The organism is Micromonospora sp. A3M-1-15 (assembly GCF_024213425.1).
Lineage (GTDB): Bacteria > Actinomycetota > Actinomycetes > Mycobacteriales > Micromonosporaceae > Micromonospora > Micromonospora chersina.
Genome location: NZ_JANAVK010000001.1, coordinates 1,623,872 through 1,649,290 on the forward strand (window position 1 = coordinate 1,623,872; position 25,419 = coordinate 1,649,290).

At 72.9% G+C, this 25,419-nt stretch carries 28 protein-coding genes; 10 read left to right on the forward strand and 18 right to left on the reverse strand.

Going from position 1 to position 25,419, the window contains the following annotated elements:
- Positions 1-69: 69 nt before the first annotated feature.
- Together NLX85_RS07450 and NLX85_RS07455 are read right to left on the reverse strand one after the other, a co-directional pair.
- Positions 70-486 carry a hypothetical protein gene (locus NLX85_RS07450; protein ID WP_254332639.1) on the reverse strand — a complete coding sequence of 139 codons (417 nt, stop codon included), beginning with the start codon at positions 484-486 and terminating at the stop codon, positions 70-72.
- Between the two features lie 41 nt (positions 487-527).
- A complete protein-coding gene (locus tag NLX85_RS07455; RefSeq protein WP_254332641.1) occupies positions 528-1,511 on the reverse strand; it encodes a 4-hydroxy-3-methylbut-2-enyl diphosphate reductase in 984 nt (327 codons plus the stop codon).
- A 111-nt stretch (positions 1,512-1,622) separates the two neighbouring features.
- Between NLX85_RS07455 and xseA the strand changes: the two genes are divergently transcribed.
- Entirely contained in the window at positions 1,623-2,837 is a 1,215-nt protein-coding gene (xseA, locus tag NLX85_RS07460) for an exodeoxyribonuclease VII large subunit (RefSeq protein WP_254332643.1), read from the forward strand.
- Between the two features lie 14 nt (positions 2,838-2,851).
- Positions 2,852-3,064 (forward strand): exodeoxyribonuclease VII small subunit, encoded by a 213-nt coding sequence (locus NLX85_RS07465; RefSeq protein ID WP_091321990.1) that lies wholly within the window; start codon positions 2,852-2,854, stop codon positions 3,062-3,064.
- Between the two features lie 35 nt (positions 3,065-3,099).
- On the opposite strand, the gene NLX85_RS07470 is transcribed toward NLX85_RS07465, so the two are convergent.
- From NLX85_RS07470 to NLX85_RS07480, 3 genes are all read right to left on the reverse strand, one after another.
- Positions 3,100-3,939, reverse strand: a complete 840-nt coding sequence (locus NLX85_RS07470; RefSeq protein WP_254332645.1) for a hypothetical protein — start codon at positions 3,937-3,939, stop codon at positions 3,100-3,102.
- Positions 3,940-4,168: 229 nt separating this feature from the next.
- Positions 4,169-4,987: a hypothetical protein gene (locus tag NLX85_RS07475; RefSeq protein WP_254332647.1), complete on the reverse strand. Its 819-nt coding sequence runs from the start codon at positions 4,985-4,987 to the stop codon at positions 4,169-4,171.
- Positions 4,988-5,098: 111 nt separating this feature from the next.
- Positions 5,099-5,794 (reverse strand): DUF4245 domain-containing protein, encoded by a 696-nt coding sequence (locus tag NLX85_RS07480; protein WP_254332648.1) that lies wholly within the window; start codon positions 5,792-5,794, stop codon positions 5,099-5,101.
- A gap of 159 nt (positions 5,795-5,953) precedes the next feature.
- Between NLX85_RS07480 and glpX the strand changes: the two genes are divergently transcribed.
- Together glpX and NLX85_RS07490 are read left to right on the forward strand one after the other, a co-directional pair.
- Positions 5,954-6,985 carry a class II fructose-bisphosphatase gene (gene glpX, locus NLX85_RS07485; protein WP_254332650.1) on the forward strand — a complete coding sequence of 344 codons (1,032 nt, stop codon included), beginning with the start codon at positions 5,954-5,956 and terminating at the stop codon, positions 6,983-6,985.
- On the forward strand, positions 6,982-7,983 hold the full coding sequence (locus NLX85_RS07490; protein ID WP_374628058.1) for a DMT family transporter: 1,002 nt from the start codon (positions 6,982-6,984) through the stop codon (positions 7,981-7,983). Before glpX ends, NLX85_RS07490 begins: the two co-directional genes overlap by 4 nt.
- Here NLX85_RS07490 and NLX85_RS07495 read toward each other — a convergent pair.
- Positions 7,952-8,869, reverse strand: coding sequence for an NAD-dependent epimerase/dehydratase family protein (locus NLX85_RS07495; protein ID WP_254332652.1), 918 nt, complete (start codon positions 8,867-8,869; stop codon positions 7,952-7,954). The two genes, NLX85_RS07490 and NLX85_RS07495, sit on opposite strands and share 32 nt — an antisense overlap.
- 136 nt (positions 8,870-9,005) lie before the next feature.
- Between NLX85_RS07495 and NLX85_RS07500 the strand changes: the two genes are divergently transcribed.
- Positions 9,006-9,698 carry a TetR/AcrR family transcriptional regulator gene (locus NLX85_RS07500; RefSeq protein ID WP_254332653.1) on the forward strand — a complete coding sequence of 231 codons (693 nt, stop codon included), beginning with the start codon at positions 9,006-9,008 and terminating at the stop codon, positions 9,696-9,698.
- Positions 9,699-9,713: 15 nt separating this feature from the next.
- Here the strand turns inward: NLX85_RS07500 and NLX85_RS07505 are convergent, their stop codons facing one another.
- The 6 genes from NLX85_RS07505 to NLX85_RS07530 form a co-directional block, all read right to left on the reverse strand.
- Positions 9,714-10,682, reverse strand: coding sequence for an NAD(P)/FAD-dependent oxidoreductase (locus NLX85_RS07505; protein WP_254332655.1), 969 nt, complete (start codon positions 10,680-10,682; stop codon positions 9,714-9,716).
- Between the two features lie 106 nt (positions 10,683-10,788).
- Positions 10,789-11,451 carry a rhomboid family intramembrane serine protease gene (locus tag NLX85_RS07510; RefSeq protein WP_254332657.1) on the reverse strand — a complete coding sequence of 221 codons (663 nt, stop codon included), beginning with the start codon at positions 11,449-11,451 and terminating at the stop codon, positions 10,789-10,791.
- 100 nt (positions 11,452-11,551) lie between these two features.
- Entirely contained in the window at positions 11,552-12,232 is a 681-nt protein-coding gene (locus tag NLX85_RS07515; protein WP_167544550.1) for a lytic transglycosylase domain-containing protein, read from the reverse strand.
- Between the two features lie 254 nt (positions 12,233-12,486).
- Positions 12,487-13,899, reverse strand: coding sequence for a PhoH family protein (locus NLX85_RS07520; protein ID WP_254332665.1), 1,413 nt, complete (start codon positions 13,897-13,899; stop codon positions 12,487-12,489).
- A gap of 403 nt (positions 13,900-14,302) precedes the next feature.
- Entirely contained in the window at positions 14,303-14,737 is a 435-nt protein-coding gene (locus NLX85_RS07525; RefSeq protein ID WP_254332667.1) for a hypothetical protein, read from the reverse strand.
- Positions 14,734-15,075, reverse strand: coding sequence for a hypothetical protein (locus tag NLX85_RS07530; protein WP_254332669.1), 342 nt, complete (start codon positions 15,073-15,075; stop codon positions 14,734-14,736). The genes NLX85_RS07525 and NLX85_RS07530 overlap by 4 nt, the downstream gene beginning before the upstream one ends.
- 264 nt (positions 15,076-15,339) lie before the next feature.
- On the opposite strand from NLX85_RS07530, the gene NLX85_RS07535 reads away from it, so the two are divergent.
- From NLX85_RS07535 to otsB, 3 genes are all read left to right on the forward strand, one after another.
- A complete protein-coding gene (locus NLX85_RS07535; protein WP_254332671.1) occupies positions 15,340-15,780 on the forward strand; it encodes a helix-turn-helix domain-containing protein in 441 nt (146 codons plus the stop codon).
- A gap of 179 nt (positions 15,781-15,959) precedes the next feature.
- Complete coding sequence (locus NLX85_RS07540) at positions 15,960-16,313, forward strand: hypothetical protein (RefSeq protein WP_091314007.1); 354 nt, start codon at positions 15,960-15,962, stop codon at positions 16,311-16,313.
- Positions 16,314-16,383: 70 nt separating this feature from the next.
- Entirely contained in the window at positions 16,384-17,208 is an 825-nt protein-coding gene (gene otsB / locus NLX85_RS07545; RefSeq protein ID WP_254332678.1) for a trehalose-phosphatase, read from the forward strand.
- Positions 17,209-17,217: 9 nt separating this feature from the next.
- Here the strand turns inward: otsB and NLX85_RS07550 are convergent, their stop codons facing one another.
- The 4 genes from NLX85_RS07550 to NLX85_RS07565 form a co-directional block, all read right to left on the reverse strand.
- The gene (locus NLX85_RS07550) at positions 17,218-17,988 is read right to left on the reverse strand and encodes an isoprenyl transferase (RefSeq protein ID WP_254332680.1); all 771 of its coding nucleotides are present in this window, start codon (positions 17,986-17,988) and stop codon (positions 17,218-17,220) included.
- 31 nt (positions 17,989-18,019) lie between these two features.
- Positions 18,020-19,156, reverse strand: coding sequence for a geranylgeranyl reductase family protein (locus tag NLX85_RS07555; protein ID WP_254333697.1), 1,137 nt, complete (start codon positions 19,154-19,156; stop codon positions 18,020-18,022).
- Positions 19,157-19,287: 131 nt separating this feature from the next.
- Positions 19,288-20,151, reverse strand: coding sequence for a hypothetical protein (locus tag NLX85_RS07560; protein ID WP_254332682.1), 864 nt, complete (start codon positions 20,149-20,151; stop codon positions 19,288-19,290).
- A 39-nt stretch (positions 20,152-20,190) separates the two neighbouring features.
- Positions 20,191-22,032, reverse strand: a complete 1,842-nt coding sequence (locus NLX85_RS07565; RefSeq protein WP_254332684.1) for a phosphoenolpyruvate carboxykinase (GTP) — start codon at positions 22,030-22,032, stop codon at positions 20,191-20,193.
- A gap of 492 nt (positions 22,033-22,524) precedes the next feature.
- On the opposite strand from NLX85_RS07565, the gene NLX85_RS07570 reads away from it, so the two are divergent.
- Both NLX85_RS07570 and NLX85_RS07575 read left to right on the forward strand, forming a co-directional pair.
- Positions 22,525-23,061, forward strand: a complete 537-nt coding sequence (locus tag NLX85_RS07570) for a GtrA family protein (RefSeq protein ID WP_256566553.1) — start codon at positions 22,525-22,527, stop codon at positions 23,059-23,061.
- Positions 23,062-23,124: 63 nt separating this feature from the next.
- Positions 23,125-23,829, forward strand: a complete 705-nt coding sequence (locus NLX85_RS07575) for a GtrA family protein (RefSeq protein ID WP_254332688.1) — start codon at positions 23,125-23,127, stop codon at positions 23,827-23,829.
- Between the two features lie 51 nt (positions 23,830-23,880).
- On the opposite strand, the gene NLX85_RS07580 is transcribed toward NLX85_RS07575, so the two are convergent.
- Both NLX85_RS07580 and NLX85_RS07585 read right to left on the reverse strand, forming a co-directional pair.
- Entirely contained in the window at positions 23,881-24,453 is a 573-nt protein-coding gene (locus NLX85_RS07580) for a PH domain-containing protein (protein ID WP_254332690.1), read from the reverse strand.
- A gap of 78 nt (positions 24,454-24,531) precedes the next feature.
- Positions 24,532-25,407: a biotin--[acetyl-CoA-carboxylase] ligase gene (locus NLX85_RS07585; protein ID WP_254332692.1), complete on the reverse strand. Its 876-nt coding sequence runs from the start codon at positions 25,405-25,407 to the stop codon at positions 24,532-24,534.
- Positions 25,408-25,419: the final 12 nt, after the last annotated feature.

Consider the following 25,419-nt stretch of genomic DNA (forward strand, 5'->3'; position numbering starts at 1 on the left):
GTCCGGAGCCCCGTCCCCCGTCGGGGGGCGGGGCTCCTTGGTTCCGGCTTATCCCCGGGGAGTGCGGGGTCAGGCGCGGCGGGCGGATTCGACGACGAACGGGGTGCCCTGCTGGCAGGTGGTCATCATGCCGGGCTCCGGGCGGCCGGTGACCTCCACCCGGGCGCCGGGCGTGAGCACGTCGCGCGGGCCGCCGATCAGCAGGTGGTCGTCGATCAGCAGGCAGTTCGGCTCGACGCCGGCGCGGATCGTGCCGGTGAGCGTGGTGGCGCCGGGGCCGGGCGGCTTCGACGGGCCGCCCTTCCAGGTGGGATCCGGGCGGCTGGGGCCGATGCTCGGACCGGTGCTGGGGCCGGGGTCGGGCTGGCTGGTCACCGGGGCGGCTCCCGTCGGGGTGGGGCCGGCGGGCTCGGCGCCCGGGCCGGCGCAGGCGGTCAGCGCCGCGCCGGCGAGCAGGGCGACGAGCGCTGTCCGAGGAGTCTTCATGAGCGCTTGGACGTGGCGGGCGGTCGTTTCGTTCCGGCCGGTCAGCCGCGGGCCGCCGCGGCCTTCAGGTCCCGCTTGAGCTCCTGCGGCAGCGAGAAGGTCAGCCGCTCGTTGGCGGTGGTGATCTCCTCGACGTCGGCGAAGCCGCGCTCGGCCAGGTGCGCGAGCACCTGCTGGACCAGTTCGTCCGGCACGCTGGCGCCCGAGGTCAGCCCCACGGTGCGGGCCCCCGCCAGCCAGGCGTCGTCGATCTCGTGGGCGAAGTCGACCAGGTATCCGGCGCGGGCGCCGGCGTCCAGCGCCACCTCGACGAGGCGGACCGAGTTGGAGGAGTTCCGTGAGCCCACCACGATCACCACGTCGCAGTCCGGGGCGATCTCCTTCACCACGTGCTGCCGGTTGGAGGTGGCGTAGCAGATGTCGTCGCTGGGCGGGGACTGGAGCAGCGGCAGCCGCTGCTTGAGCCGGGCCACGGTCTCCAGGGTCTCGTCGACCGAGAGGGTGGTCTGGGAGAGCCAGACGACCTTGTCGGGGTCGCGCACGGTGACCTTGTCGACGCCGTCCGGGCCGTCCACGAGCTGGATGTGCGCGGGCGCCTCACCGGCGGTGCCGATGACCTCCTCGTGCCCCTCGTGGCCGATGAGCAGGATGTCGTAGTCCTCGGCGGCGAACCGCCGGGCCTCCTGGTGCACCTTGGTGACGAGCGGGCAGGTCGCGTCGATCGCCTTGAGCGAGCGTGTCTTGGCCTGCTCGTAGACCTCGGGCGCCACGCCGTGGGCGGAGAAGATGACGGTGGCGCCCTCGGGCACCTCCTCGTTCTCCTCCACGAAGATCGCGCCCTTGGCCTCCAGCGTCCGCACCACGTGCTTGTTGTGCACGATCTGCTTGCGGACGTAGATCGGCGCGCCGTAGAGCTTCAGCGCCTCCTCGACGGTCTGCACCGCCCGGTCCACGCCCGCGCAGTAGCCGCGGGGCTTGGCCAGGAGCACGCGCTTGCCGGTCCGGGAAGTCTCAGCCTCAGTCACCCGACCATCGTACGTGCCTCCCTTTCCCCCGCCGGACTGCGAGCTGTGCCACGTTCGGGGCACGCCTCCGCCTGACGGGGGCCCGTCGGGGGTGGGGCTTAGGGTGGGCGGGTGAGCGACGGGGAGCGGAGCACGTCCGAGGAGCCGTGGCCGGTCCGGGTGGTGAGCCAGAAGGTCGGTGCCTGGATTGCCCGGTTGGGGTGGGTCTGGGTCGACGGCCAGGTGGCGCAGATCAGCCGGCGGCCCGGGGCGAGCACCGTCTTCCTGACGCTGCGTGACCCGTCGGCGGATCTCAGCCTGACCGTCACCACCAACCGTGACGTGCTCGACGCGGGCGCGCCGGAGCTGCGCGAGGGCGCCCGGGTGGTGCTGCACGCCAAGCCCGAGTTCTACGCCGCCCGGGGCACGCTCAGCCTCCGCGCCGACGAGATCCGCCAGGTCGGGCTCGGCGAGCTGCTGGCCCGGCTGGAGAAGCTCAAGAAGTTGCTGGCCGCCGAGGGGCTCTTCGACCGGGCCCGCAAGCGCCGGCCGCCGTTCCTGCCCGGCCGCATCGGGCTGATCACGGGCCGCGCCTCGGCCGCCGAGCGCGACGTGCTGACCAACGCCCGCCGCCGGTGGCCGGCCGTGGAGTTCCGGACGGTCAACGTGGCGGTGCAGGGCCCGAGCGCGGTGCCCGACATCGTGGGCGCGCTCAAGGTGCTCGACGCCGACCCGACGGTCGACGTGATCGTCATCGCGCGGGGCGGCGGCGGCATCGAGGATCTGCTCCCCTTCTCCGACGAGGCGCTGTGCCGGGCGGTCTTCGCCTGCCGCACGCCCGTGGTCAGCGCGATCGGCCACGAGACCGACACGCCGCTGCTCGACTACGTCGCCGACGTGCGCGCCTCCACGCCGACCGACGCCGCGAAGCGGATCGTGCCCGACCTCACCGAGGAGGTGCGTCTCATCGGCCAGGCGCGGTCCCGGCTGGAGCGGGCCGTGCGCAACCTGGTCGACCGGGAGCAGCACCGGCTGGACCTGCTGCGCTCCCGCCCGGTGCTGGCCCGCCCGCAGGTGATGGTCGACCAGCGGGCCACCGAAGTCGCCGCGCTGCGCGACCGGACCGGGCGCTGCCTGGACCACCGGCTGGGCGCCGCCACCGACGACCTGCGGCACACCCTGGCGCGGCTGCGCGCCCTCTCCCCCGCGGCCACCCTCGACCGGGGCTACGCCATCGTCCAGCGCGCCGACGGGCACGTGGTCCGCGCCGCGTCCGAGGTGGCCAAGGGCGACCCGCTGCGCGTACGCCTCGCCGAGGGCGAGCTGACCGCCACCGTGGACGGCTGATGGAATGGGACCCGATGACTGACACGACGAAGGACGAGCAGCTCAGCTACGAGCAGGCCCGGGGTGAGCTGGCCTCGGTGGTCGAGCGGCTGGAGGCGGGCGGCACCTCGCTGGAGGAGTCGCTGGCGCTCTGGGAGCGCGGCGAGCAGCTCGCCGGGATCTGCCAGCGCTGGCTGGACGGCGCCCGGGCCCGCATCGACGCCGCCCGGCAGCGCGCCGAGGACTGAGCGGCGGGACGGCCGGAGCCGTCCCGCCGGCACGCTCAGTTGAACAGGTTGTAGAACTCCGCCGGCGCCTCGACGACCTGGTCGGCCGGGGGCTTCTGCGCGGCGGCGGCGTTGCCGTAGTCCGTGTAGGTGATCTTCAGGTCCTGCGCGGCGCTCTGGCCGGCGGCCGGAATCTGCAGCACCAGCTCGCTGAGCCGGCCCTGCGTGTCGACCTTGGCGGTGAACGGCACCGACTGGGCCTGCGCGCCGAGCGCGGTGATCACGGCCGGGTCGAGCGAGCCCGCCTCGGCCGCCTTCGACACGTCGACGGTGCCCGCGTACGCGCCGTCGCCGGTCTTGCGGACCTCGGTGACGCCCTGGGTCAGCACCGCGCTGCCGGCCGGGTCGACCTTGTCGAAGTCGAAGCCGAGCGCCCGGTTGCCCTTGATCCGGGTCTGGTCGAGGTGCTGGTACTTGCCGAGGTTGAGGTTCTTGAGCCCCGGCACGCTGGCGGCGGCCTTGCCGCCCAGTTCCAGCTTGACCCAGCTGTCCGGCTTGGCGTGGATGAGGTCCAGCTTCATCATCAGGTCCGACGACGGGTCGCCGATCGTCATGCGCATCTCGGCGCTCTGGCTGGGCTCGTGCACCTGCCCCTCGGCGGTGGAGCCCGCGCCGGACATGGTGAACCGGAAGTTCCCGTCGCGGATCGCGTTGGTGGAGTCCAGCAGGGCCTGCTTGGCGTCGCCGGCGGGCGTGCCGCTCGGGGCGATGCTGCCGGAGGCGGTCGGGGTCGCGGAGGCCCCCGCCCCGGCGGTGCCGGTGTCGTTGCAGGCGGCCAGGCCGGGAATGAGCAGCGCCGCGGCGAACGCGGTGGCGCTGAAGCGTCGAATCTTCACGTCAACCTCTCCAGGTGGGTCGTCCGGCCCACGGAGGTGCCGGAGTCGGGCGCCGCAGCCCGGACGCCGGCTCCGGCGCACGAGCCCGATCCGGCCGGTGTGGTCGGCCCCGGCGGGCTCGTGCCCCCTTCTGTTCCCTGAAGCGGTGTTCCGCAATCCCTGTCCGGTGCGCGACGGCACCGGGGGCGGCGGTCGGGGACGGCGCGAGCCGCCCCCGACCGCTGGAGGATCAGCCCTTGAACATCTCGTAGATGCTGGCGGGGGCCTCGACGACCTGGGCGGCCGGCGGGGTCTGCACCGGGGTGGCGGTGCCGTACTCGGCGTAGGTGACGGTCACGGTCTGCGCCTCGGCGGCGCCGGCGGCAGGAACCTGCACGGCGAACTCGGTGAGCCGGCCCTGCGCGTCGAGCTTGGCGGTGAACGGCACGGCGGTGGCCTTGGTGCCGAGGGCCTTCACGGTCTCGGCGTCGAGCAGGTCCGAGTCGGCGGCCTTGCTGGCGTCGATGGTGCCCTCGTAGGTGCCCTCGCCCGTCTTCTTGACGTCGGTGATCGCCTTGATCATCTTGTCGCTGCCGGCCGGGTCCACGTCGCTGAAGTCGAAGTTCAGCTCCTTGGCGTCCTTGATCCGGGTGCGGTCCAGGTGCTGGTACTTGCCCTTGGTCGCCTTGAAGCCCGGGATGGCGTCGGCCATCGCGCCGTCCAGGTCGAGCTTGAGCCAGCTGTCGGTGTCGATGAACACCAGGTGCATGGTCATCGAGATGTCGTCGGCGGCGGACGCGCCGCTGGACATCTTCATCTCGGCGCTCTTGGACGGCATGTGCACCTTGCCGTCCCCGTTGAACTCGCCACCCTTGATGGCGAAGCTGAAGTTGCCCTTCTGGATCTCCTTGGTGGAGGCGGCCAGCGCCTCCTTCGGGTCCGCGGGCACCGCCGGGGCGGTGGACTTGCTGTCGGCGGTCGGCGAGTCGGCCTCGGTCTTGCAGGCGGCCAGACCGGGGACGAACAGGGCGGCGGCGAGGACGCCGACGCTCCACCGTCGAATGTTCACGGCTGTCTCTTTCCGGTTGCTGTCCGGGACGCGTCACGCGTACCGGTTTGTCGGGCCCGGGCAGCGTAGCGGACCGCCGCCGGCACCGGGGGCAGCGGCGGCGGGAGCGGTTCAGCGCAGCGCGGTGGCCAGCTCGCGCAGCTCCGCCTCCCCGGCGTCACCCACGACGATCACCGTGCGGTTCGGCTCCAGCAGGACGAGGGCCTGCTCGTTGCCCCGGGCCGTGTACCGCTGCCAGCTCACGCCGCCGGGCAGGTCGGCCGGGCCCTGCGGCTGGCCGCCGCTCAGCTCGGCCGGCAGCAGCTTCTCCGCCGGCAGGTTGCTCTCCACCAGCTGCGCGCCCCGGCCCTCCGGGGTCAGGTAGCCGATGCGCAGCGTGCCGCCGCCGGGCTCGGTCTGGTAGCGGGCGCTGACCGTACGCCAGTCGGAGCCCAGGTCCCGCGGCTGCGCGACCGGGAAGGCGTTGGCCGCGCGGGCCTGCTCGACGGCGGGCGCGGGGTCGACGGTGACCGGGTCGTCCCCGCCGAGGAAACCCCGGTAGAAGGCGATCAGCAGGGCGATCGGGACCAGCAGCACCAGCAGCGAGAGCGCCATGTCCTTCGGCGACCGCTCGGACCGGGCCTTCTCCTTCCGGGCGGGCGGGGCGGGATGCTCGCCGGCGTCCGCCGTCGGCACGGGCCCGGTCGGCTCGACCAGGGCCGGTTCCCCGGCCGGCGGGGCCGCCCCGGCGGTCGGTCGCACCGGCGGCTGGCCGTCCGGCGGGGTGGCGTCGGTCGGTGCGCGGTCGGCAGGCTGTGCGGGTTCCACCCGGCCATTCTCGCAGCCGTCCGGGTGACGTGATCCTGGCCTCCTCCGCCCCGCTCCGGCGTCGAACCTGAGATCGTGTGAGGATCAGCGACAAAACCGGCGGCGGCGACGGCCGCATCCCGCCGGTCCACCCCGCAACGTCGCGAGGAGGAAGCCGTGATGACAACCACCAGGACGCGGACCCCGCAGGACCTCGACCGTAACCTCGCCCTCGATCTGGTCCGGGTCACCGAGGCCGCGGCCATGGCCGCCGGTCGCTGGGTCGGCCGGGGCGACAAGGAGGGCGGCGACGGTGCCGCCGTCGACGCCATGCGCAAGCTCATCAACTCGATCCCGATGCGCGGTGTCGTGGTGATCGGCGAGGGCGAGAAGGACAACGCCCCGATGCTCTTCAACGGCGAGGAGGTCGGCGACGGGACGGGTCCCGAGGTGGACGTGGCGGTCGACCCGATCGACGGCACCACGCTGATGAGCAAGGGCATGCCGAACGCGCTCGCCGTGCTCGCGGTGGCCGAGCGGGGCGCGATGTTCGACCCGAGCGCCGTCTTCTACATGGAGAAGCTCGCCGTCGGCCCGATGTACGCCGACGTGGTCGACATCAACGCCGGCGTGGCCGAGAACATCCGCCGGATCGCCAAGGTCAAGGGCACCGACCCCGCCGAGGTGACGGTCTGCGTGCTGGACCGGTCGCGCCACGACGACCTGGTGAAGCAGATCCGGCGTACCGGGGCGGGGATCCGGTTCATCTCCGACGGCGACATCGCCGGCGCCATAGCGGCGGCCCGGGGCGAGTCGGACGTCGACGTGCTGATGGGCATCGGCGGCACCCCGGAGGGCATCACCGCGGCCTGCGCGCTGAAGTGCATGGGCGGCATGATGCAGGCCAAGCTCTGGCCCAAGGACGCGCAGGAGCGGGAGAAGGCGCTGGCCGCCGGGCACGACCTGGACCGGGTGCTCCTCACCGACGACCTGGTGACGGGCGACAACTGCTTCTTCGTGGCCACCGGCGTCACGTCCGGTGACCTGCTGCGCGGCGTGCGCTACCGGGCGGGCGGGGCGTACACCCAGTCGATCGTGATGCGGTCCAAGAGCGGCACGATCCGGGTGATCGACTCCTACCACCGGCTGGAGAAGCTGGCGCTCTACTCGGCGGTCGACTTCGACGGGCGCCCCCTGGCCGAGCAGGAGTGACCACGACCGGGACGGCGGCGCCCCCGACGCTGTCGACCACGCGGCGGGTCGCCGGCACCGGGCTGGCCACCGCCTCGGGGGTCGCGGTGGCCGTCCAGTCCCGGATCAACGGCGAACTCGGCGTACGGCTGGCCGACGGGATCGCCGCCGCGGTGGTCTCGTTCGGCGTGGGCCTGCTGGTGCTGCTCGTGCTGGTCCCCGCCACCCCCGCCGGCCGGCGGGGGCTGGCGGCCCTGCGGGCCGAGCTCCGGGACGGCTCGCTGCGCCCGTGGCAGTGCCTCGGCGGGGTCTGCGGCGCCTTCCTGGTCGCCACCCAGGGGCTGACCATCGGCACCCTCGGCGTGGCGGTGTTCACGGTCGCGGTGGTGGCCGGGCAGACCGGCAGCAGCCTGCTGGTCGACCGGGCCGGCATCGGCCCGACCGGCCGGCAGCCGGTCACCCCGAACCGGCTGATCGGCGCGGTGCTCACCGTGCTGGCCGTGCTGCTGGCGGTCGGCGACCGGCTCGGCGACCCGGGCGCCCTGGCGCTGGCCCTGCTGCCGCTGGCCGCCGGTGTGGGCATCGCCTGGCAGCAGGCGGTCAACGGCCGGGTCCGGGGGGCGGCCGGCAGCGCCATGACCGCCACGCTCGTCAACTTCACCGTCGGGACGGTGGCGCTGCTCGCCACCTTCGCGGTGGAGGTCGCTGTCCGCGGCCGCCCGGCCGGGAGTTTCCCGGCCGAGCCGTGGCTCTACGTGGGTGGCCCCATCGGCATCGTGTTCATCGCGCTGGCCGCCGCCATCGTCCGGTTCACCGGCGTGCTGCTGCTCGGCCTGGCCACCATCGCGGGGCAGGTGGTCGGCGCCGTCCTGCTGGACGTGCTGCTGCCCACCGCCGCCTCCCACCCGACGCCGACCACCCTGCTGGGGGCGGGGCTGACCCTGGTCGCGGTGCTGGTCGCCGCCCTCGGGCCGCCCCCGCGGCCGGTCATCCGCGCAGCGCCGCCACCGTCTCCTTGACCACCCGGTCCAGCGGCGTCGCCTCGACGCCGAGGGTGGCGATGGCGGCGGTCGAGTCCAGCACGTAGGGCCGGTCGAACTGGTAGGCGGTCTCCCGCAGTTCGCGGGCGAACGGGTTGGCCAGCCCGGCGACCCAGAGCATGGGGTACGGCATCCGGGTGAGCCGCGGCGCGGGCGCGCCGACCAGGGCCGCCGCCCGGCCGGCCAGGTCCCGCATCGACACGGCGGGGGCGCTGGGCACGTGCCAGGCCCGTCCCCAGGCCCGCTCGTCGGTGGCGGCGGCGGCGAGGGTACGGGCGACGTCGGGAATGTACGTCCAGGTGTGCGGGGCGTCCCAGTCGACCGGCAGGAACACCCGCTGCCCGGCGAGCACCCGGGGCAGCACCATCATGGCCAGCGAGGTGCCTTCGGGGCCGACGTAGTCGGAGCCGCGTACCTCGGTGATCCGGGCCCGGCCCGCCTGGTGCGCGGCCAGCGCGTCGGCCCACATCCGGTTGCGTACCCGCCCCTTCGTGCCGGTGGCGGCGAGGGGGGTCGCCTCGGTCATCGGGGCGTCGACCGGACCGTACCCGTAGAGGTTGCCGACGGTGGCGAGCACCGCGCCGGTCCGCTCGGCGGCGGTAAGCAGCGCGGCGGCCAGCGGGGGCCAGTCCAGCGGCCACCGGTGGTACGCCGGGTTGGCGCAGTTGTACAGCGCCGCGGCGCCCTCGGTCAGCGCGGTCAGCCGCTCCGCGTCGGCGGCGTCGGCGGCGATCCGCTCGATCGCGGGGTGCGCGGGCCCGGTGCCGCGGCGGGTCACCACGCGCACCCGCTCGCCGCGCTCGGCGAGGAGGCGGGCGGTGGCGGTGCCGACGGGTCCGGCGCCGACGATCACGTGCTGGGCCATGGGGGCCACCCTTCGAATCAGGAGTTCGATGTGAGAGCACTGCTCTCGCAACAGAGCATGCACCGCAACCGACCCCTTCGTCAAGAGCAGTGCTCTCGGTTTTGATTGGCGCTCTCATCCATGGCAGAGTGGAGGCATGGTCGCTCCCTCGCTCCGCGCCCGGGTCCGCGCCGGAATGATCGACGAGATCAAGGCCGTCGCCCGCCGCCACCTGGCCACCGACGGCGCGAACCTGTCGCTCCGCGCGGTCGCCCGGGACATGGGCATGGTCTCCTCGGCGATCTACCGCTACTTCCCGAGCCGCGACGACCTGCTCACCGCGCTGATCCTCGACGCGTACGAGGCGCTCGGCGACGCCGTGGAGGCGGCCGACGCCGGAGCCGACCGCGCCGACCTGCGCGGGCGCTGGCACGCCGCCTGCCGGGCCGCCCGGTCCTGGGCGCTCGCCCACCCCGCCGAGTACGCCCTGCTCTACGGCAGCCCCGTCCCCGGCTACGCGGCGCCGGACGACACCGTGGCGCCGGCCCAGCGCCCCCCGGTGACCCTGGTCGGCATCCTCCGCGACGGGGTGGCCGCCGGGCTGCTCACCCCGTCCGGCGAGGACCTGCCCGAACCGCTGCGGTCGGACGTGGCCGAGCTGGGCGCCCTGATCGCCGTGGACCTGCCGCCCGCCCTGCTGGCCCGGGGCATGGCCGGCTGGACCCAGCTCTTCGGGCTGATCAGCTTCGAGCTGTTCGGCCGGATCAACCGCACGCTGCCGCACCGCGACGAGTACTTCGACCACCAGACCGGGCTCATGGCCGACCTGATCGGCCTGCCCGCCGACTGAGCGCGCCGGAGCCGGTCAGGTGCCGTCGGACGAGTGGCCGGGGAAGAGGTGCGCGGCCGGGTCGATGACGACCGCCGCGTTGTTGACGGCGGTGGCCGCCTCGCCGAAACCGGTGGCGATCAGCCGGACCTTGCCCGGGTAGTCGGTGATGTCCCCGGCCGCGAAGATCCGGGGCAGGTTGGTGGCCATGGCGCTGTCGACCACGATGTGCCGCCGGTCCAGGTTCAGCCCCCACTCGGCCAGCGGGCCCAGGTCGGCGGTGAACCCGAGCGCGGCGACCACGGTGTCCACCGGCAGCGTCTCCACCGCGCCGCCGCGCACGGTCAGCTCGGCGCCGGTGACCCGGTCCTCCCCGTACAGCCGGCTCACCTCGGCGTTGACCACGATCCGCACCGGCAGCGCGCGCACCCGGTCGACGGTCGAGGCGTGCGCGCGGAACCGGTCCCGCCGGTGCACCAGGGTCACCGAGCGGGCGATCGGGGCCAGCGTCACCGCCCAGTCGAACGCCGAGTCGCCGCCGCCCACGATGAGCACGTCCCGCCCGGTCAGCTCGGTCGGCTGCGGTACGAAGTAGACGATCCCGCCGCCCACGAAGCTGTCGGCCACCGGCAGCGGCCGGGGGCTGAAGCTGCCCAGCCCGCCGGTGACCAGCACCGCGCCGCAGCGCAGCTGGTCACCCCCGGCCAGCCCGAGCACCGGCCGCCCGTCCAGGTACGACAGCTTCTCGGCGCGCACACCGAGCAGGTACTCCGGGCGGAAGGGCGCGGCCTGGGCGACCAGGTTGGCCACCAGCTCGCGCCCCTTGATGGCGGGGAACCCGGCGACGTCGAGGATGAGCTTCTCCGGGTACATGGCGGTGACCTGCCCACCCGGCTCGGGCAGCGCGTCGATCACGGCCACCGAGAGCCCGCGGAACCCGGCGTAGTAGGCGGCGAACAGCCCGGCGGGACCGGCCCCGATCACGGCGACATCGACCTCGCGCATGGCGTACCGTCCCGTCACTTCGCCAGGGATCAACGCGTGCTGATCCCGACGGTAGGCGGGCGGGTGGCCGCGGGCAAGCATGTCCCGCCGGCGGGTGGACGCGCCGTCAGGGCGACGTGACCGGTGGTGACCCGAGCGGGTCCCGCCCCGCGACCTCGGCCCGGCGGCGGCGGAACAGGACCGCCGCGACGACCCCGCCGAGCAGCCCGAACAGGTGGCCCTGCCAGGAGATGCGCTCGTCGGTGGGGAGGATGCCGAGCAGTTGCCAGCCGTAGAGCAGACCGACCAGGAGCACGACGGCGAAGTTCCACCAGCTCCGCTCGACGATGCCGCGGGTCAGCAGGATGCCGAGGTAGCCGAAGATCACCCCGCTCGCGCCGACCACCACCGAGTTGGGCGAGCCGGTGAACCACACCCCCAGCCCGCTGACCAGGATGATCACCAGGGTGGACCAGAGGAACCGGCGGGTGCCGGCGGCCAGCACGAAGGTGCCGAGCAGGATCAGCGGGATGCTGTTGCTGTAGAGGTGGTTCCAGCCGGCGTGCAGGAACGGCGAGAAGAACACGCCGTCCAGCCCCTGAATGCGGTGCGGGATGATGCCGGCGGTGACGTCGAGGTCGGCGTTCAGGCCGACGTCGACGGCCTCGACGAGGAACAGCACCGGCACCACCGCGCACATGGCGACGAAGGCGCGGCCGAGGGAGGCGTAGAACGCCTCGGTGCCGAACCGGTGTGGGTCGCCGCCCGTCGGGCCGTCCTGCCAGGTCATCCGTCAAGAGCTATCAGCAATCGCGGCGGACCGCCACCCGAGCCCGGCACGACGACGGCGGGGCGTGCGAATCTCCGCACGCCCCGCCGTCGATGTCCGATCAGTACCAGCCGGTGCTCTGCGAGTGCGCCCAGGCGCCGCAGGGGTCGTCGTAGCGGCCCTCGATGTAGCCGAGGCCCCACTTGATCTGGGTGGCCGGGTTGGTCTTCCAGTCGTCCGCCACCGAGCCCATCTTGCTGCCCGGGAGGGCCTGCGGGATGCCGTAGGCGCCGGACCCCTCGTTGTAGGCCTTGTGGTTCCAGCCGCTCTCCTTGGTCCAGAGCTTGTCCAGACAGGGGAACTGGTCGATGCCGAAGCCCTCGTCGAGCATGATCGCGCAACCGATCTTGCGGTTGCCGCTGAACTCCTCGCACGAGGACGGGATCGGCCCGTCGTACGGCTTGGCCGCCGCCTTCTCCGCGGCCTCCCGCTCCTTCTTGCGGGACGCGGCCGCCGCCTCGGCCTCCTTGGCCCGCTCGGCGGCCTCCTTGGCCGCCGCGGCGGCCCGGAGCTTGGCCTGGTACTCGGCGGCCCGCTGCTTGGCCGAGGCCAGGCGGTGGTCGGCCTGGAGGTCGCGCTGGTACGCGTACTCCGTCCGGTCGACCTTGAGGCCCACCTGCGCGGTCAGGCCCTGTTGCTGGGTCTGTCGGTCTTCGCCCAGGTAGAAACCACCGGCAACGCCCACGGAGAGCAGCGCGACAGCGGCCGTACGGGCGCCGAACCGGCTCCACAGCCGACTCACGAAGTGTCCCTTCGTCGGGGGCAAGGACACGGCGCGACGCGTGGCCCTGGAGCGGCCGCGCCGGCGCCGTGAGCGCCCCGACCCTCTCGGTCGCAGCCGACGCACCGGTGCTCGCAGCTCTCCGCCGGGCTGGTGGTGTGTCGTAAGCGCTCGATGGACACCATTGCGCACAGTGAGGCCGATGGGAAACCAAGGACGCCAAATGTGATCTGCGCCACAAGGCGAGCGCCATCAAATCGGGACAAACCTCACCCTCAGAGCGGAATGTCCTCCAACAGATCGGTGACCATCGCGGCGATGGGAGAACGCTCCGAACGGCTGAGGGTGACGTGCGCGAAGAGGTGATGGCCCTTCAGCGCCTCGATCACCGCGGTCACCCCGTCGTGCCGCCCGACCCGGAGGTTGTCCCGCTGCGCCACGTCGTGGGTGAGCACCACCCGCGAGCCCTGACCGATCCGGGACAGCACGGTGAGCAGGACGCCGCGCTCCAGGGACTGCGCCTCGTCGACGATGACGAAGGCGTCGTGCAGGCTCCGGCCGCGGATGTGGGTCAGCGGCAGGACCTCCAGCAGGCCCCGCGAGGTGACCTCCTCCAGCACGTTCTCGTGCACCACCGAGCCGAGGGTGTCGAAGACGGCCTGGGCCCAGGGCGACATCTTCTCCGACTCCGAGCCGGGCAGGTAGCCCAACTCCTGGCCGCCGACGGCGTACAACGGGCGGAACACGACGACCTTCTTGTGCCGGCGGCGCTCCATCACCGCCTCCAGGCCGGCGCAGAGCGCCAGCGCCGACTTGCCCGTGCCGGCCCGGCCGCCGAGCGAGACGATGCCGATCGACTCGTCCAGGAGCAGGTCGAGCGCGACCCGCTGCTCCGCCGAGCGGCCGTGCACGCCGAACGCCTCCCGGTCGCCGCGGACCAGCCGGACCGTCTTGTCCGGCAGCACCCGGCCGAGCGCCGAGCCCCGCCCCGAGTGCAGCACCAGGCCGGTGTGGCAGGGCAGGCCGGCGGCGGCGTCGAGGTCCAGCGTCTCCCCCGCGTACAGCCGGCCGATCTCCTCCTCGGCCAGTTCCAGCTCGGCCATCCCGGTCCAGGTGGGGTCGCTGGCCTGACCGTGCCGGTACTCGTCGGCGCGCAGGCCGACCGAGGCCGCCTTCACCCGCAGCGGCATGTCCTTGCTGACCAGGGTGACCTCGCGCCCCTCGGCGGCGAGGTTGAGCGCCACGGAGAGGATCCGGGCGTCGTTCGACTCGTTCCGGAACCCGGGCGGCAGCACCCCGTCGTCGGTGTGGTTCAGCTCCACCCGGAGGGTGCCGCCCTGGTCGTTGGCGGGCACCGGCCGGTCCAGCCGGCCGTGCCGCACCCGCAGCTCGTCCAGCATGCGCAGCGACTTCCGGGCGAACCAGCCCAGCTCGGGGTGGTGGCGCTTGCCCTCCAGTTCGGAGATCACCACCAGCGGCAGCACCACCTCGTGCTCGGCGAAGCGGTGGAACGCCGCGGGGTCGGAGAGGAGGACCGAGGTGTCCAGCACGAAGGCCGTGCCGGCTGGTCGGGGCTCCTCGGTGCCGGCGGACGCGGCGGCCGCGCGGCGACCGCGGGTGCTCCGGCGGGTGGTGGCGGTCGCGGCCGGGGTCTGGTCGGCACCGGCGGGGGTACGGCGAGTGGTCACAGGCCTGCTCCGCGGATGGGCACCCGGCCACCCGAGTTCCGCCTCGTCCGGTGCCCGGTGGACACGGGGTCGGATGCGGGCCCCGTGCGCGAGGTCGCAGGTCCGGGCTGTCCGGCTGGCCCGGGAAAGCCCCGTGCCATGCCTAGACGCTAATCGCCGCGGGCCCGGTCGGCTAGTGGTGCGAGTGGATCACTGTTCCTTCTCCGTGCGCGACTGCGGGGCTCGCGACACCGGCTCACTCCTCGCGCTCACATCTGACCCGGGAGATGAACGGCGCGCGGCGGACCGGCCGGGATGCATGCCCCCTGCGCGCATCCCGGCCGGCGGAGCCGTCGTCACCGGTCTGACGACGGCTCCGACGGTGCGCGTCCGCCGCGGACGGCACACCGTGCTCTGGCGGACCTCAGCCCTGCCGCCGCACCAGGGTCCCGGTCCGCGGCCCACCGCCGGCCGCGCCGAACGAGGAGCCGGTGTACGTGGTGCCCTGCCGGGTGGCCAGTCCGCCGAACTGGGCGGTCGCGGTCGCGGTGGCACGCAGGGCCGGGCCGGACGCGGCCCGGGCGGTGACCGCGGCGGGGACGGCTGTGCCGGCGAACGGCGTCGTGCGCCCGGCCGGGGTGGTCACCGCGGCCGGGGCGGGGCCGGCCAGCGCCGAGGCGATCGCGGCCTGGGCATCGCGGCGGCGGCGGTTCCAGGCGCCCCGGTCGCCGTCGAAGTAGCCCTGGCGGTAGCCGAACCGGTAGCCGATCCGGTAGCTGAGCTGGCCGTGCAGCCGGCCCGCCGCGTAGCAGGTCGAGCCGAGCACGAGGACCAGGACGACGGCCAGAAAGGGACTCATCGCTCGTCCGCCCCGGGCAGGGGATCGATGACCAGCAGCCGCTCCAGGTCGGCGGTGCTGACCTCCTCGACCAGTTCGACGCTGATCCGGCAGCCGTCGACGATCACCTCGGCCACCGAGGCCCGGCGGATCTCGCCGCCGGCGTCGTAGACCCGGACGCTCAGCTCGGGACAGCCGAGGTGGGTCCGCCAGGCGTCCCACTCGTCGCGGTCGCCGACGCTGAGGGAGAGGTAGCGGCAGCCCCGAGCGAGGTAGAGCCGCCACGGGGCGCTCAGCCCGGCGGTCACCCCGTCCGCGATCAGGCCGAAGGCCTGCGCACGGGTCGCGAGCTCGGTCACGAGACCCCCTCGGCACCCGCGGAGTGACGCATGTGAGCACTCGTCGTCTCATGCACGTGACACACCGTAAGTTGTCTCATGAGCGTGACAGTATCAGCTTTTCGTCTGTTTACCGCCGTACTGGCGTCCATCTATTCTGCCCGGGTGACACCCCTCAGGAAGAGCGCTGGATCGTTTACCGAGAATCGTGGATCACCGTCACGTGGGCGTGACAGCAGCGTGCCGGGACGCGCCACGGAGACCGACTGGTCGTACCGTCACGGGGTGACCGAGACCGCGAACGCACGGAAGATCGCCTTCGCCACCTTCGTCCGCCGCGCGCTGGAGGACGCGCGCGCCATGCGGGCCTGGAGCGGCACCGAGGTCTCCCGGCGTACCGGCGTCTCCCGCCAGACCATCAACCGGTGGGTACGCGGCGACTGGGCCAGCGACCCCGAGGCCGAGCGGGTGGTCGCCTTCTGCGAGGGGCTGGGGCTCAACCCCGCGGCCGCGTTCGTCGCCCTCGGCTGGGACCGCGCGGCCACCCCCCGCGCCACCCCCACCCCGCCGCCGATGGATCCCGATGTCGAGGCGCTGCTGCGCCGGCTGGTCGACCCGAACGTCTCCGAAGCGGAGAAGTTCCACATCCGGGAAACCATTCGCTACCTCGCTTACCGCCCGACACTCCCGGCCGATTCCGGAAAACGAGGCAGACAGGCCGGATAGACGACACGCCAGTTAGTTCCGCAAATGGCGAAAGAACGGCCGGACAGATCCGATCGATGCCCTCCGGGCGCGGATCGGACGCGCTAGCGTCCCTGTTTGTACTGCTCGGGGCTCGTCATCGGCGGGGGGACGGGACACAGCCGAACTCAGCCCTGCGGGACAGAAGGAGGGGTCTGTCCATGACCCTGAAATGGTTGGCAGTCGTGGTCGCGGTGGTGTCGGTGACATCGTGCGTGACCGGCAACGTGGTGGTCGGCGTTCTGGACGGCGGGCAGCTTCCCCTGGTCGTCAACCTCTTCGCCCTCATCACGGCCGGCACCGCGGTGGTCCTCGCCGTCGTCGCCGAGCTGCACGACCGGCTCAACGACCGGGTCAGCGCGCTCACCGAGTTCCTGGTGGCGCGGCTCAACGAGATCGAGGCGCACACCGGCGACCGGAACACCGGCTTCGTGGAGGGCTACCTGCTGAGCCACGGGCAGGAAGCGGCCGTGGTGCCGTTCGGACGCCGGGGACGGGGAGCCGCCGAACGCTGACCATCCGCGTCGTCCCGACGTCACATCTCGGCCACGAATACGCCGCCGTGCCCGGGGTACGCTGTCGCGCGTGCCGCCGTTGAATCTGGGCAACCAGCAGCCGAAGACCCCGTTGGACGCCGAGCACGCGTGGCGCGCCACCGCCGCGCGCGCGGGCGACATGGTGCTCTTCTTCGACTTCGACGGCACCCTCGCGCCGGTCGACGACGACCCGACCGCGGTCCAGCCCGCGCCGAAGGTGCTCGCCGCGCTGGAGGCGCTCGCCCCGCGGGTCCGCCGGATCGCCATCGTCTCCGCCCGCCCGGTGGAGTTCCTCCGCGACCACCTCGGCGGCCTCGCCGGCATCGACCTCTACGGCCTCTACGGCCTGGAGCACAGCCACTCCGGCGGCGAGACCGTCACCGAGCCGGCCGCCCTGCCCTGGGTGCCCACCATGGCCGAGCTGGCCGAGCAGGCCCGCGCCGAGCTGCCGCCCGGCGCCCTGGTGGAGTTCAAGCGGCTCTCCGTGGCGCTGCACTGGCGCACCGCGCCGCAGCTCGGCGACCTCGTGCAGGAGTGGGGCCGGGCCCGGGCCGAGCGGCTGGGCCTGCGCTGCCAGGCCGGGCGCATGGTGCTGGAGCTGAAGCCCCCGGTCGACCGGGACAAGGGCATGGTCATCGGCGAGGCGGTCCGCGACGCCGGCGGCGCCTGGTACTTCGGCGACGACGTCTCCGACATCAAGGCGTTCGCGGCGCTGCGCGCCCGGGCCGCCACCGACCCGCAGTTCCTCGGCGTCTGCGTGGCCGTGGCGAACCCGGAGACCGGTCACGAGGTGGCCGACGCCGCCGACCTGACCCTGGACTCCCCCGCCGCCCTCGGCGACTTCCTCACCGAGGCGCTGCCCCACCTGGCCTGAGGCCGGACCTCAGGCGCCGAAGCGGCGTTGGCGGGTGGCGTAGGAGCGCAGGGCCCGGAGGAAGTCGACCCGGCGGAAGTCGGGCCAGTTGAGTTCGCAGAAGTAGAACTCCGAGTGCGCGCTCTGCCAGAGCATGAAGCCGGAGAGGCGCTGCTCACCGCTGGTCCGGATGATCAGATCCGGGTCGGGCAGGCCCTTGGTGTAGAGGTGCTCGGAGATGTGGTCGACGTCGATCGAGTTGGCCAGCTCCTCGACGGTGCCGCCGGTGGCGGCGTGCTCCAGCAGCAGCGAGCGGACCGCGTCGGCGATCTCGCGCCGGCCCCCGTACCCGACGGCGATGTTGACCTGAGCCCCGCCGTCGCGCTGCCGGGTGCGCTCCTCGGCCGCCTTGAGCGCGGCGGCGTGTTGCGCGGGCAGCACGTCCAGGGCGCCGACCATCCGCAGCCGCCAGGGGTTGCCCTCCTCGGCCAGCTCGGTGGTGAGGTCCTCGATGATCTGGAGCAGCGGGTCCAGCTCGGCGGCCGGTCGGGAGAGGTTGTCGGTGGAGAGCAACCAGAGCGTGACGTGCCCGACACCGGCGGCGTCGCACCAGCGCAGCAGCTCCTTGATCCGTTCGGCGCCCATCCGGTGGCCGTCGTTCGGGTCGACGAAGCCCATCTCGCGGGCCCATCTGCGGTTGCCGTCGCACATCACGCCGACGTGTCGGGGCACGGGCTTGCCCGCGAGCTTCGCCGTGAGCCGGCGCTCGTACACGGAGTAGAGGAGTTTCCGCAGAGTCATCACCTTGCAGGGTAGCGACCCGCGCGAGAGATCAGTGTCTCGGTGGCGCAACGCGCGATGCGAGGCCGAAGCCGATCATGCCCAGGGTGCGGGCGTCGAGACGTCCGTCACCCAGTCCCAGCTCCACCACGGTCCGGTAGACCCGCTCGTCACGGCGGGCGGCACGCACCGCCGCGTCGACCACCCACCGGCGCCGGGCCAGCCAGGCCGCCACCGAGCTGTGCCGCAGGTGGGTGCCGAGCCGGCGGCGCAGCGCGTCGGCGTACCGGCTGGCCGCCCGGTCGGGGGCTCCGGCCGCGGCCGCGCCGGCCAGGGCCCCGGAGCGCAGCGCGTAGAAGATTCCCTCGCCGGTGAACGGGTTGATCAGCGAGAGCGCGTCGCCGGCCAGCACCACCCGGCCCCGCCCCGGCGCCGGCCGGTGGGTCGAGAGCGGCAGGTGGTGGGCGCGCAGGTCGGTCACCGCCGCCGGGTCGGTGCCGGGGAGCAGGGCGGCCAGCCGGTCCAGCAGGTGCGCGCGGGTCAGCGGCTCCCCGCGCAGCACCTCCCCGTACCCGACGTTCGCCCGGCCGTCGCCGATCGGGAAGGACCAGGCGTACGCCGGCCAGCGCGGCGACGAGGTGACGATGAGCTGCTCGGGCGGGCCCGGGAGCGTCGGGGCGTAGCCCCGGATGGCGAGGGCGAGGTGCCGGTCCGGGTTCACCGGGTGGCCGAGCGTCCGGCGCAGCACCGAGCCGGCCCCGTCCGCACCGACCACCGCCCGGGCGGCCAGTTCCCCGTCGAGCACCACCCGGTCGTCGCGCACCTCCACCGCGCGTACGGTGTGCCGGCGCAGCTCCGCCCCGGCCGCGGTCGCCGCCGCCACCAGCCGCGCGTCGAACACCCGGCGGGGCACCGTGTACGCGGGCCGGGGCAGTGCCCGGGCCACCGTGCCGCCACCGGGGCCGACCAGGCGCAGCGCGGGCAGCGGGGGGTACCCGTCGACCGCCCCGCGCACCCCCAGCTCGGTGAGGACGTCCAGCGCGTGCGCGGCGATGCCGTCCCCGCACGCCTTGTCCCGGGGAAAGTCGTACCGGTCGAGCAGCAGCACCCGCGCCGCCCCGCCCCGCCGCGCGGCCAGAGCGGCCGCGGCCCCCGCGGGCCCGGCCCCGACCACGACCACGTCCCACAACTCCCCCACCCCGCCATCCTCCCCGCCGTGCCCCGCCCTCCGAGCACGCCGCGCCCACCCCGCCCCGACCCGTCGGGTTGATCAAGAGGTTTGCGTCGGGGAACGGCCGGATTCTGACGCGAACTTCTTGATCAACGGGGCGAGGACGGGGAGGGCTGCGAGGTGGTGCGGTGGAGGGAGTAGAGGGTCAGGAGGGCTGCTGTCAGGAGCGGGGCGCCGTCTCGGATCAGGCCGTCGACGCCGAGGAGCCACCAGCAGAGAGGGAGGTCCACGGCGAGGGTGGCCAGGGTGATGGCGACCAGGAGCTTGCGGGCCCAGGGGCGGTCGCGCATCAGGAAGGCGGTGCAGAAGAGCACCGCGTAGCTGACCGCGATGCCGGCGGCGAACCAGAACAGCACGGCCGGCACGGCGCTGATCCGCCCGTCCAGGATGGACCCGGTCGCGATCAGGGCCGGGACCAGCATCAGCGGGCTGTAGGTGAAGGCGGCGACCCGGGCGGTGAGCAGCCAGCCGGTGACCGGCGGGCGCTTCGGGACGACCTCCCGCCAGGAGATCACCCCGCCCTCCACGACCAGGCCCTTGCGGTGCCGGACCAGGTGCCCGCCGACCGCGTCGGAGCGGTAGAGCAGCGCCACCACCGCGACGCAGAGCGCGGTGAGCACGCCGAAGCCGAGCAGACCGGGCAGCGGCGGCACCCCCGCCCGGGGCACGACCAGCCGACCGACCGCGAAGACCGTGGTCACCGCGAGGATCAGCCCGAACGGCTTCGCCACGGCCCGGCCCCGCTTGACGTGGCCGATCAGCACGAGGAAACCCAGCGAGCGCAGCATCGCCCAGCCGGTGCGGACCGCGAGCCCGAACTCCTGCTCCGGGGCGTACCAGTAGTTGAGCAGCTCGACCACGACGGTGGCCGCCGCCGTCACGGCGAGCAGGGTGGTCAGCGCCCGGACGGCGGACGGCCGCCGGACCTCGACAGGTTCGGCGGCCGTCCTCATGGCATCCGGTGTTGCCCGGTGCGGGCTTCCGTCACACCTCTACTTCTGCGGCTCCGCGTCGAGCCGGGCGCGCAGCGCGTCCAGCTCGGCCCAGAGGACGCCGGGGAGCTTGTCGCCAAACTTCTCGAACCACTCGGTGACCAGCGGCAGCTCGTTGCGCCACTCCTCCGGGTCGACCTTGAGCGCGATCCGGACGTCCTCCGGGGTCATGTCCAGGCCCTCGACGTCGAGCGCGTCCTGGGCGGGGACCATGCCGATCGGGGTCTCGACCGCCTCGGCACGACCCTCCAGGCGCTCGATGACCCACTTGAGCACCCGGGAGTTCTCGCCGAAGCCCGGCCAGAGGAAGTTGCCCTCGGCGTCCTTGCGGAACCAGTTGACGTAGTAGATCTTCGGCAGCTTGGCCTCGTCGCCGTCGGCGCCCTTGCCCATCTCGATCCAGTGCCGGAAGTAGTCGCCGGCGTGGTAGCCGATGAACGGCAGCATCGCCATCGGGTCGCGGCGGACCACACCGACCGCGCCGGACGCGGCGGCGGTGGTCTCCGAGGAGAGCGTGGCGCCCATGTATACGCCGTGCACCCAGTCGCGGGCCTCGGTGACCAGCGGGACGGTGTCCCGGCGGCGGCCGCCGAACAGGATCGCGTCGATCGGCACGCCGTTCGGGTCGTAGTAGTCGTCGGCCAGGATCGGGCACTGGGTGATCGGGGTGCAGAACCGGCTGTTCGCGTGCGAGGAGAGGTTGTCGCTCTCCGGCGTCCAGTCGTTGCCCTTCCAGTCGATCAGGTGCGCCGGCGGCTCACCCATGCCCTCCCACCAGATGTCGCCGTCATCGGTGAGGGCCACGTTGGTGAAGATGGAGTTGCCGCGGTCCAGCGTCCGCATGGCGTTGGCGTTGGTCTTCCAGTCGGTGCCGGGCGCGACGCCGAAGAGGCCGTACTCCGGGTTGATCGCGTAGAGGCGGCCGTCCGGGCCGAACCGCATCCAGGCGATGTCGTCACCGATGGTCTCGACCTTCCAGCCCGGGATGGTCGGCTCCAGCATGGCCAGGTTGGTCTTGCCGCAGGCGGACGGGAAGGCGCCCGCGATGTGGTAGACCTTGCCCTCCGGAGAGGTGATCTTGAGGATCAGCATGTGCTCGGCGAGCCAGCCCTCGTCGCGCCCCATCACGCTGGCGATGCGGAGCGAGTAGCACTTCTTGCCGAGCAGCGAGTTGCCGCCGTAGCCGGAGCCGTAGGACCAGATCTCGCGGGTCTCCGGGAAGTGCGAGATGTACTTGGTCTCGTTGCACGGCCAGGCCACGTCCTGCTGGCCCGGCTCCAGCGGGGCGCCGATCGAGTGCAGCGCGTGCACGAAGTCGGCGTCGTCCCCCATCGCGTCCAGGACCTTCTGGCCCATCCGGGTCATGATGCGCATCGAGGCGACCACGTACGGGCTGTCGGTGATCTCGACGCCGAACATGGGGCTCTCGGCCTCGACCGGCCCCATGCAGAACGGGATGACGTACATGGTGCGGCCGCGCATGGACCCGCGGTACAGCTCCGTCATCGTCCGCTTCATCTCGGCCGGCGCCATCCAGTTGTTGGTGGGGCCGGCGTCCGCCTCGTCGGCGGAGCAGATGAAGGTGCGCTCCTCGACCCGCGCGACGTCCGTGGGGTCCGTCCGCGCGTAGAACGAGTTGGGCTTCTTCTCGGGATTCAGCCGGATCAGGGTGCCGTTCTCGACGAGCTCGTCGGTGAGGCGGCGCCACTCCTCATCGGACCCGTCCACCCAGACCACGCGGTCGGGGGTGGTCAGTTCCGCGACCTCACGTACCCAGGCGAGCAGTTTGGGGTGGGACGTCGGGGCCTGATCGATACCCCGAACAGTAGCCGGAGCAACCATGTCACATCTCCTTGTGGTCGACGCTGACCGATGTATGGGATGCACGAGTTCTGGCGAGCCGGTGCGCCGCCTTCGTGGAAACCTGGGATTGGCCTCAGCGTAAACCGGGCTGCCTCCCCAGTCAGTGGGACTGGTTGTGAAGAACTGCACAAGGTACGGCCACGCTGCGGCATCGCGATCTCTTACCCGCTTTCGCGCGCAGTTTCACGCAAATCTTGCGAAGAACCTCCGACGGCCCGGGACCTCGCCAACCCGGCGGAGGCCTCCGATGCGGGGAAGGCGACCGTCATGTCACGAACGACGATTCCGTGATCCGCTCCACAATTCCGTACGCCCGGTCACACTCCGCTCACGGATATCGGAACCAGACGGCGGTCGCCGGAAGGGGCCCGGCCACCCGTGGGCGACGCGCGGGTGCGGCGGACCGCCGACTCGCCGTAGCGGCCGGTCCCCGGAGCGCGCACCCGGTACTCTCGGCGGGTGGCCGCGACGATGACCGGGGACCAGCCGGGGGCTCCGCAGACCCGTCGAGGTCTGATCGGAGCCCTGATCGACCGCTTCGGTCACCTGGTCCGCGAGATGAGCAAGTTCGCCACCGTCGGCGGCTTCGCCTTCCTCGTCGACTTCGCCCTCTTCAACTACCTGGCGAGCGTGCGGCACATGCCGCCGGTGGCGGCCAAGACCATCTCCACCGTCATCGCGGCCACCCTGGCGTTCCTGGGCAACCGGTTCTGGACCTGGCGGCACCGCCAGCGCTCCCACCCGGCCCGGGAGTACGCACTGTTCTTCTTCTTCAACGCGGTGGGCCTCGGCATCGCGGTGGCCTGTCTCGCGATCAGCCGCTACGGGCTCGGCGCCATCTGGCCCGAGGTGTTCCAGACCCCACTGGCCGACAACATCGCCAGCTTCATCGTCGGCACCGGCCTGGGGACGCTGTTCCGGTTCTGGTCGTACCGACGGTTCGTTTTCGTCGAGGCGGGAACTCCCCCCGTTCCGGCGACGAGCCGCGACCGAGAGTCCGGGGCGTGACCCACCGCCCATCCCGTCCTGCCGGGCCCAGCCGGCCCTGCCCACTGTCTTAAGGTGTTCCGCATGCCTCTTGTCCGTCTGCTGCCCGAGCGCTGGCAGAAGTTCATCCACGAGGCGCTCAAATTCGGCATCGTCGGCGGCATCAACACCGTCATCAATTACGCGGTGTTCAATGCGCTGGCACTCACGGTTTTCCGCGACGGCCAGCTCAAGGCGACCGTCATCGCGACCATCGTCGCGACGATCACGTCGTATCTGATGAATCGGCACTGGACGTACCGGGACCGGCCGAAGTCGGCGCTTCGCCGCGAATATGTCCTGTTCTTCGTCTTCAACGGCGCGGGCCTGGTCATCGAACTCGGCGTCCTGGCGCTGGCCAAGTACGGCCTCGGCGTACACAGCCTGCTCGCGTTGAACGTGGCGAAGACCGGCGGCGTGCTGCTGGCCACCCTGTTCCGCTTCTGGTCCTACCGGACGTTCGTGTTCCAGCCGGTGCCGAAACACGCCGAGGAGACCTGGCACACCATCCCGCGCGACGAGTGGGACACCATGGCCGAGATGGACCCGGTGGCCGAGCTGGCCGAATCGGTAAGCGAACTGGAGGAGACCGAGCCGCCGCTCGGCGAGCGGCGCGCGGGCGACTACGCCCCGCAGCAGGGCCGTCCCGCTCCCGCGGACGCCGGCCTGGGCCGCACCCTCGGCGCCGACCTCGACGCCGAACTGGCCGCCGAACTCCAGCCCACACCCCGCCGCGCCCCGCGCCGCTGACGGACCCGGCGCTCCGGCGCCCGCCCAGCGGGCGCCGGAGGACCCGGGGGGTCAGGCCGACGGGTCGCGCAACGGCTTGCCCTCGGTCATGTCGGCCAGGATCTCGCGCATCTCGCCGTCGCCCAGGCTGTGCCTGTCGTGGTGGGCCTCGACCAGCTCGTAGAGCTTCGTCTGGACCTTGTCGACGTGCGGCACGTCGGTGAGCACCGACTGGCCGCGCTCACCTGCGGACTCGATGGTCAGCGTGCCGCAGCCGAGCATCCGCTCCACGAACTTCTGGTGCATGGCGTGGTCGTTGATCCGGGTCAGCGGCAGGTCGCGCCGGTTGCGGGAGAACACCCCCTCCTGGAGCAGCACCCGCTCGTTGGTGAAGAGGTAGTGGGTGGTGCGCCAGACCAGGAACGGCCACAGACCCAGCCAGAACACCAGCACCAGGCCGAGCGCGGCGATCACGTAGAGCGCGATCGTGCCGCCGTCGCCATCGGGCAGCAGGACCCAGCCCGCGACCACCGCCGCGACGGCGAGCACCAGCACCAGGATCGGCCGGATCAGGGCCTTCCAGTGCGGGTGCAGATGCAGCACGACGTGCTCGTCCTCGGTGAGCACGTCTTCGGGGAACGCCACGGGAACCTCCTCGCAGAACAGGACGCGCTGACCGTAACCGGTCGGCGCATCCTCCGGGATCGGCCGCGCGGAGGGTGCTCAGCGCAGATGCAGCACGTCGCCGGCCGCGAGGCGCAGCTCGCCCCCGGGGCCGTCGACCAGCAGCTGCCCGTCGGGGTCCACGCCGGTGGCGGTGCCGCGCACCTCCCGGCCGTCCGGGAGCAGCACGCGGACCTGCCGGCCGACCGTGGCGCAGCCGGCCAGGTAGGCGTCCCGCAGGCCACTGGCGACCGCGTCGCCGCCCGCGTCGCGCCAGCGCTCGTACCAGTCGGCGAGCGCGCGGAGCAGGGCCCGGAGCAGGGGGTCGCGGTCGGTGGCGGTGGCCCCGGCGAGCTGGAGCGAGGTGGCCGGCAGCCCGGTCGGGTTCTCCGGCAGCTCCTCGGCGCGCAGGGTCACGTTGAGGCCGATGCCGACCACGATCGCCGGCGGCCGGTCCGGCGCCGGGCCGGGCACCGCCTCGGCCAGCACGCCCGCGCACTTCGCGCCGTCCAGCAGCAGGTCGTTCGGCCACTTGAGCCGGGCGTCCAGCTCGGCCAGGCGGGCCACCGCCTCGACCAGCGCGACGCCGGCCAGCAGCGGCATCCAGCCGTACCCCGAGGGTGGCACGGGCGCCCAGCCGCGCTCCGCGACGGCCTCGCCCGGCCGGAGCAGGACGCTGGTCGCGATGCCGGCCCGCGGCGGCGACTGCCAGACGCGGCCGCGCCGGCCCCGGCCGGCGGTCTGCCGCTCGGCGACCACCACCAGGCCCTCCGGCTCACCGGCGCGCGCGGCCTCGACCACGTCGGCGTTGGTCGAGCCGGTCTCGGCGCGCAGTTCCAGCCGGCGCCACGGCCCGTGCGGCGCGACCAGCGCGCGACGCAGCCGGGCCTCCGACAGCGGCGGGCGGTCCAGATCGGTGTACGGCGAGCCGGGCATCCCGCCAGCCTA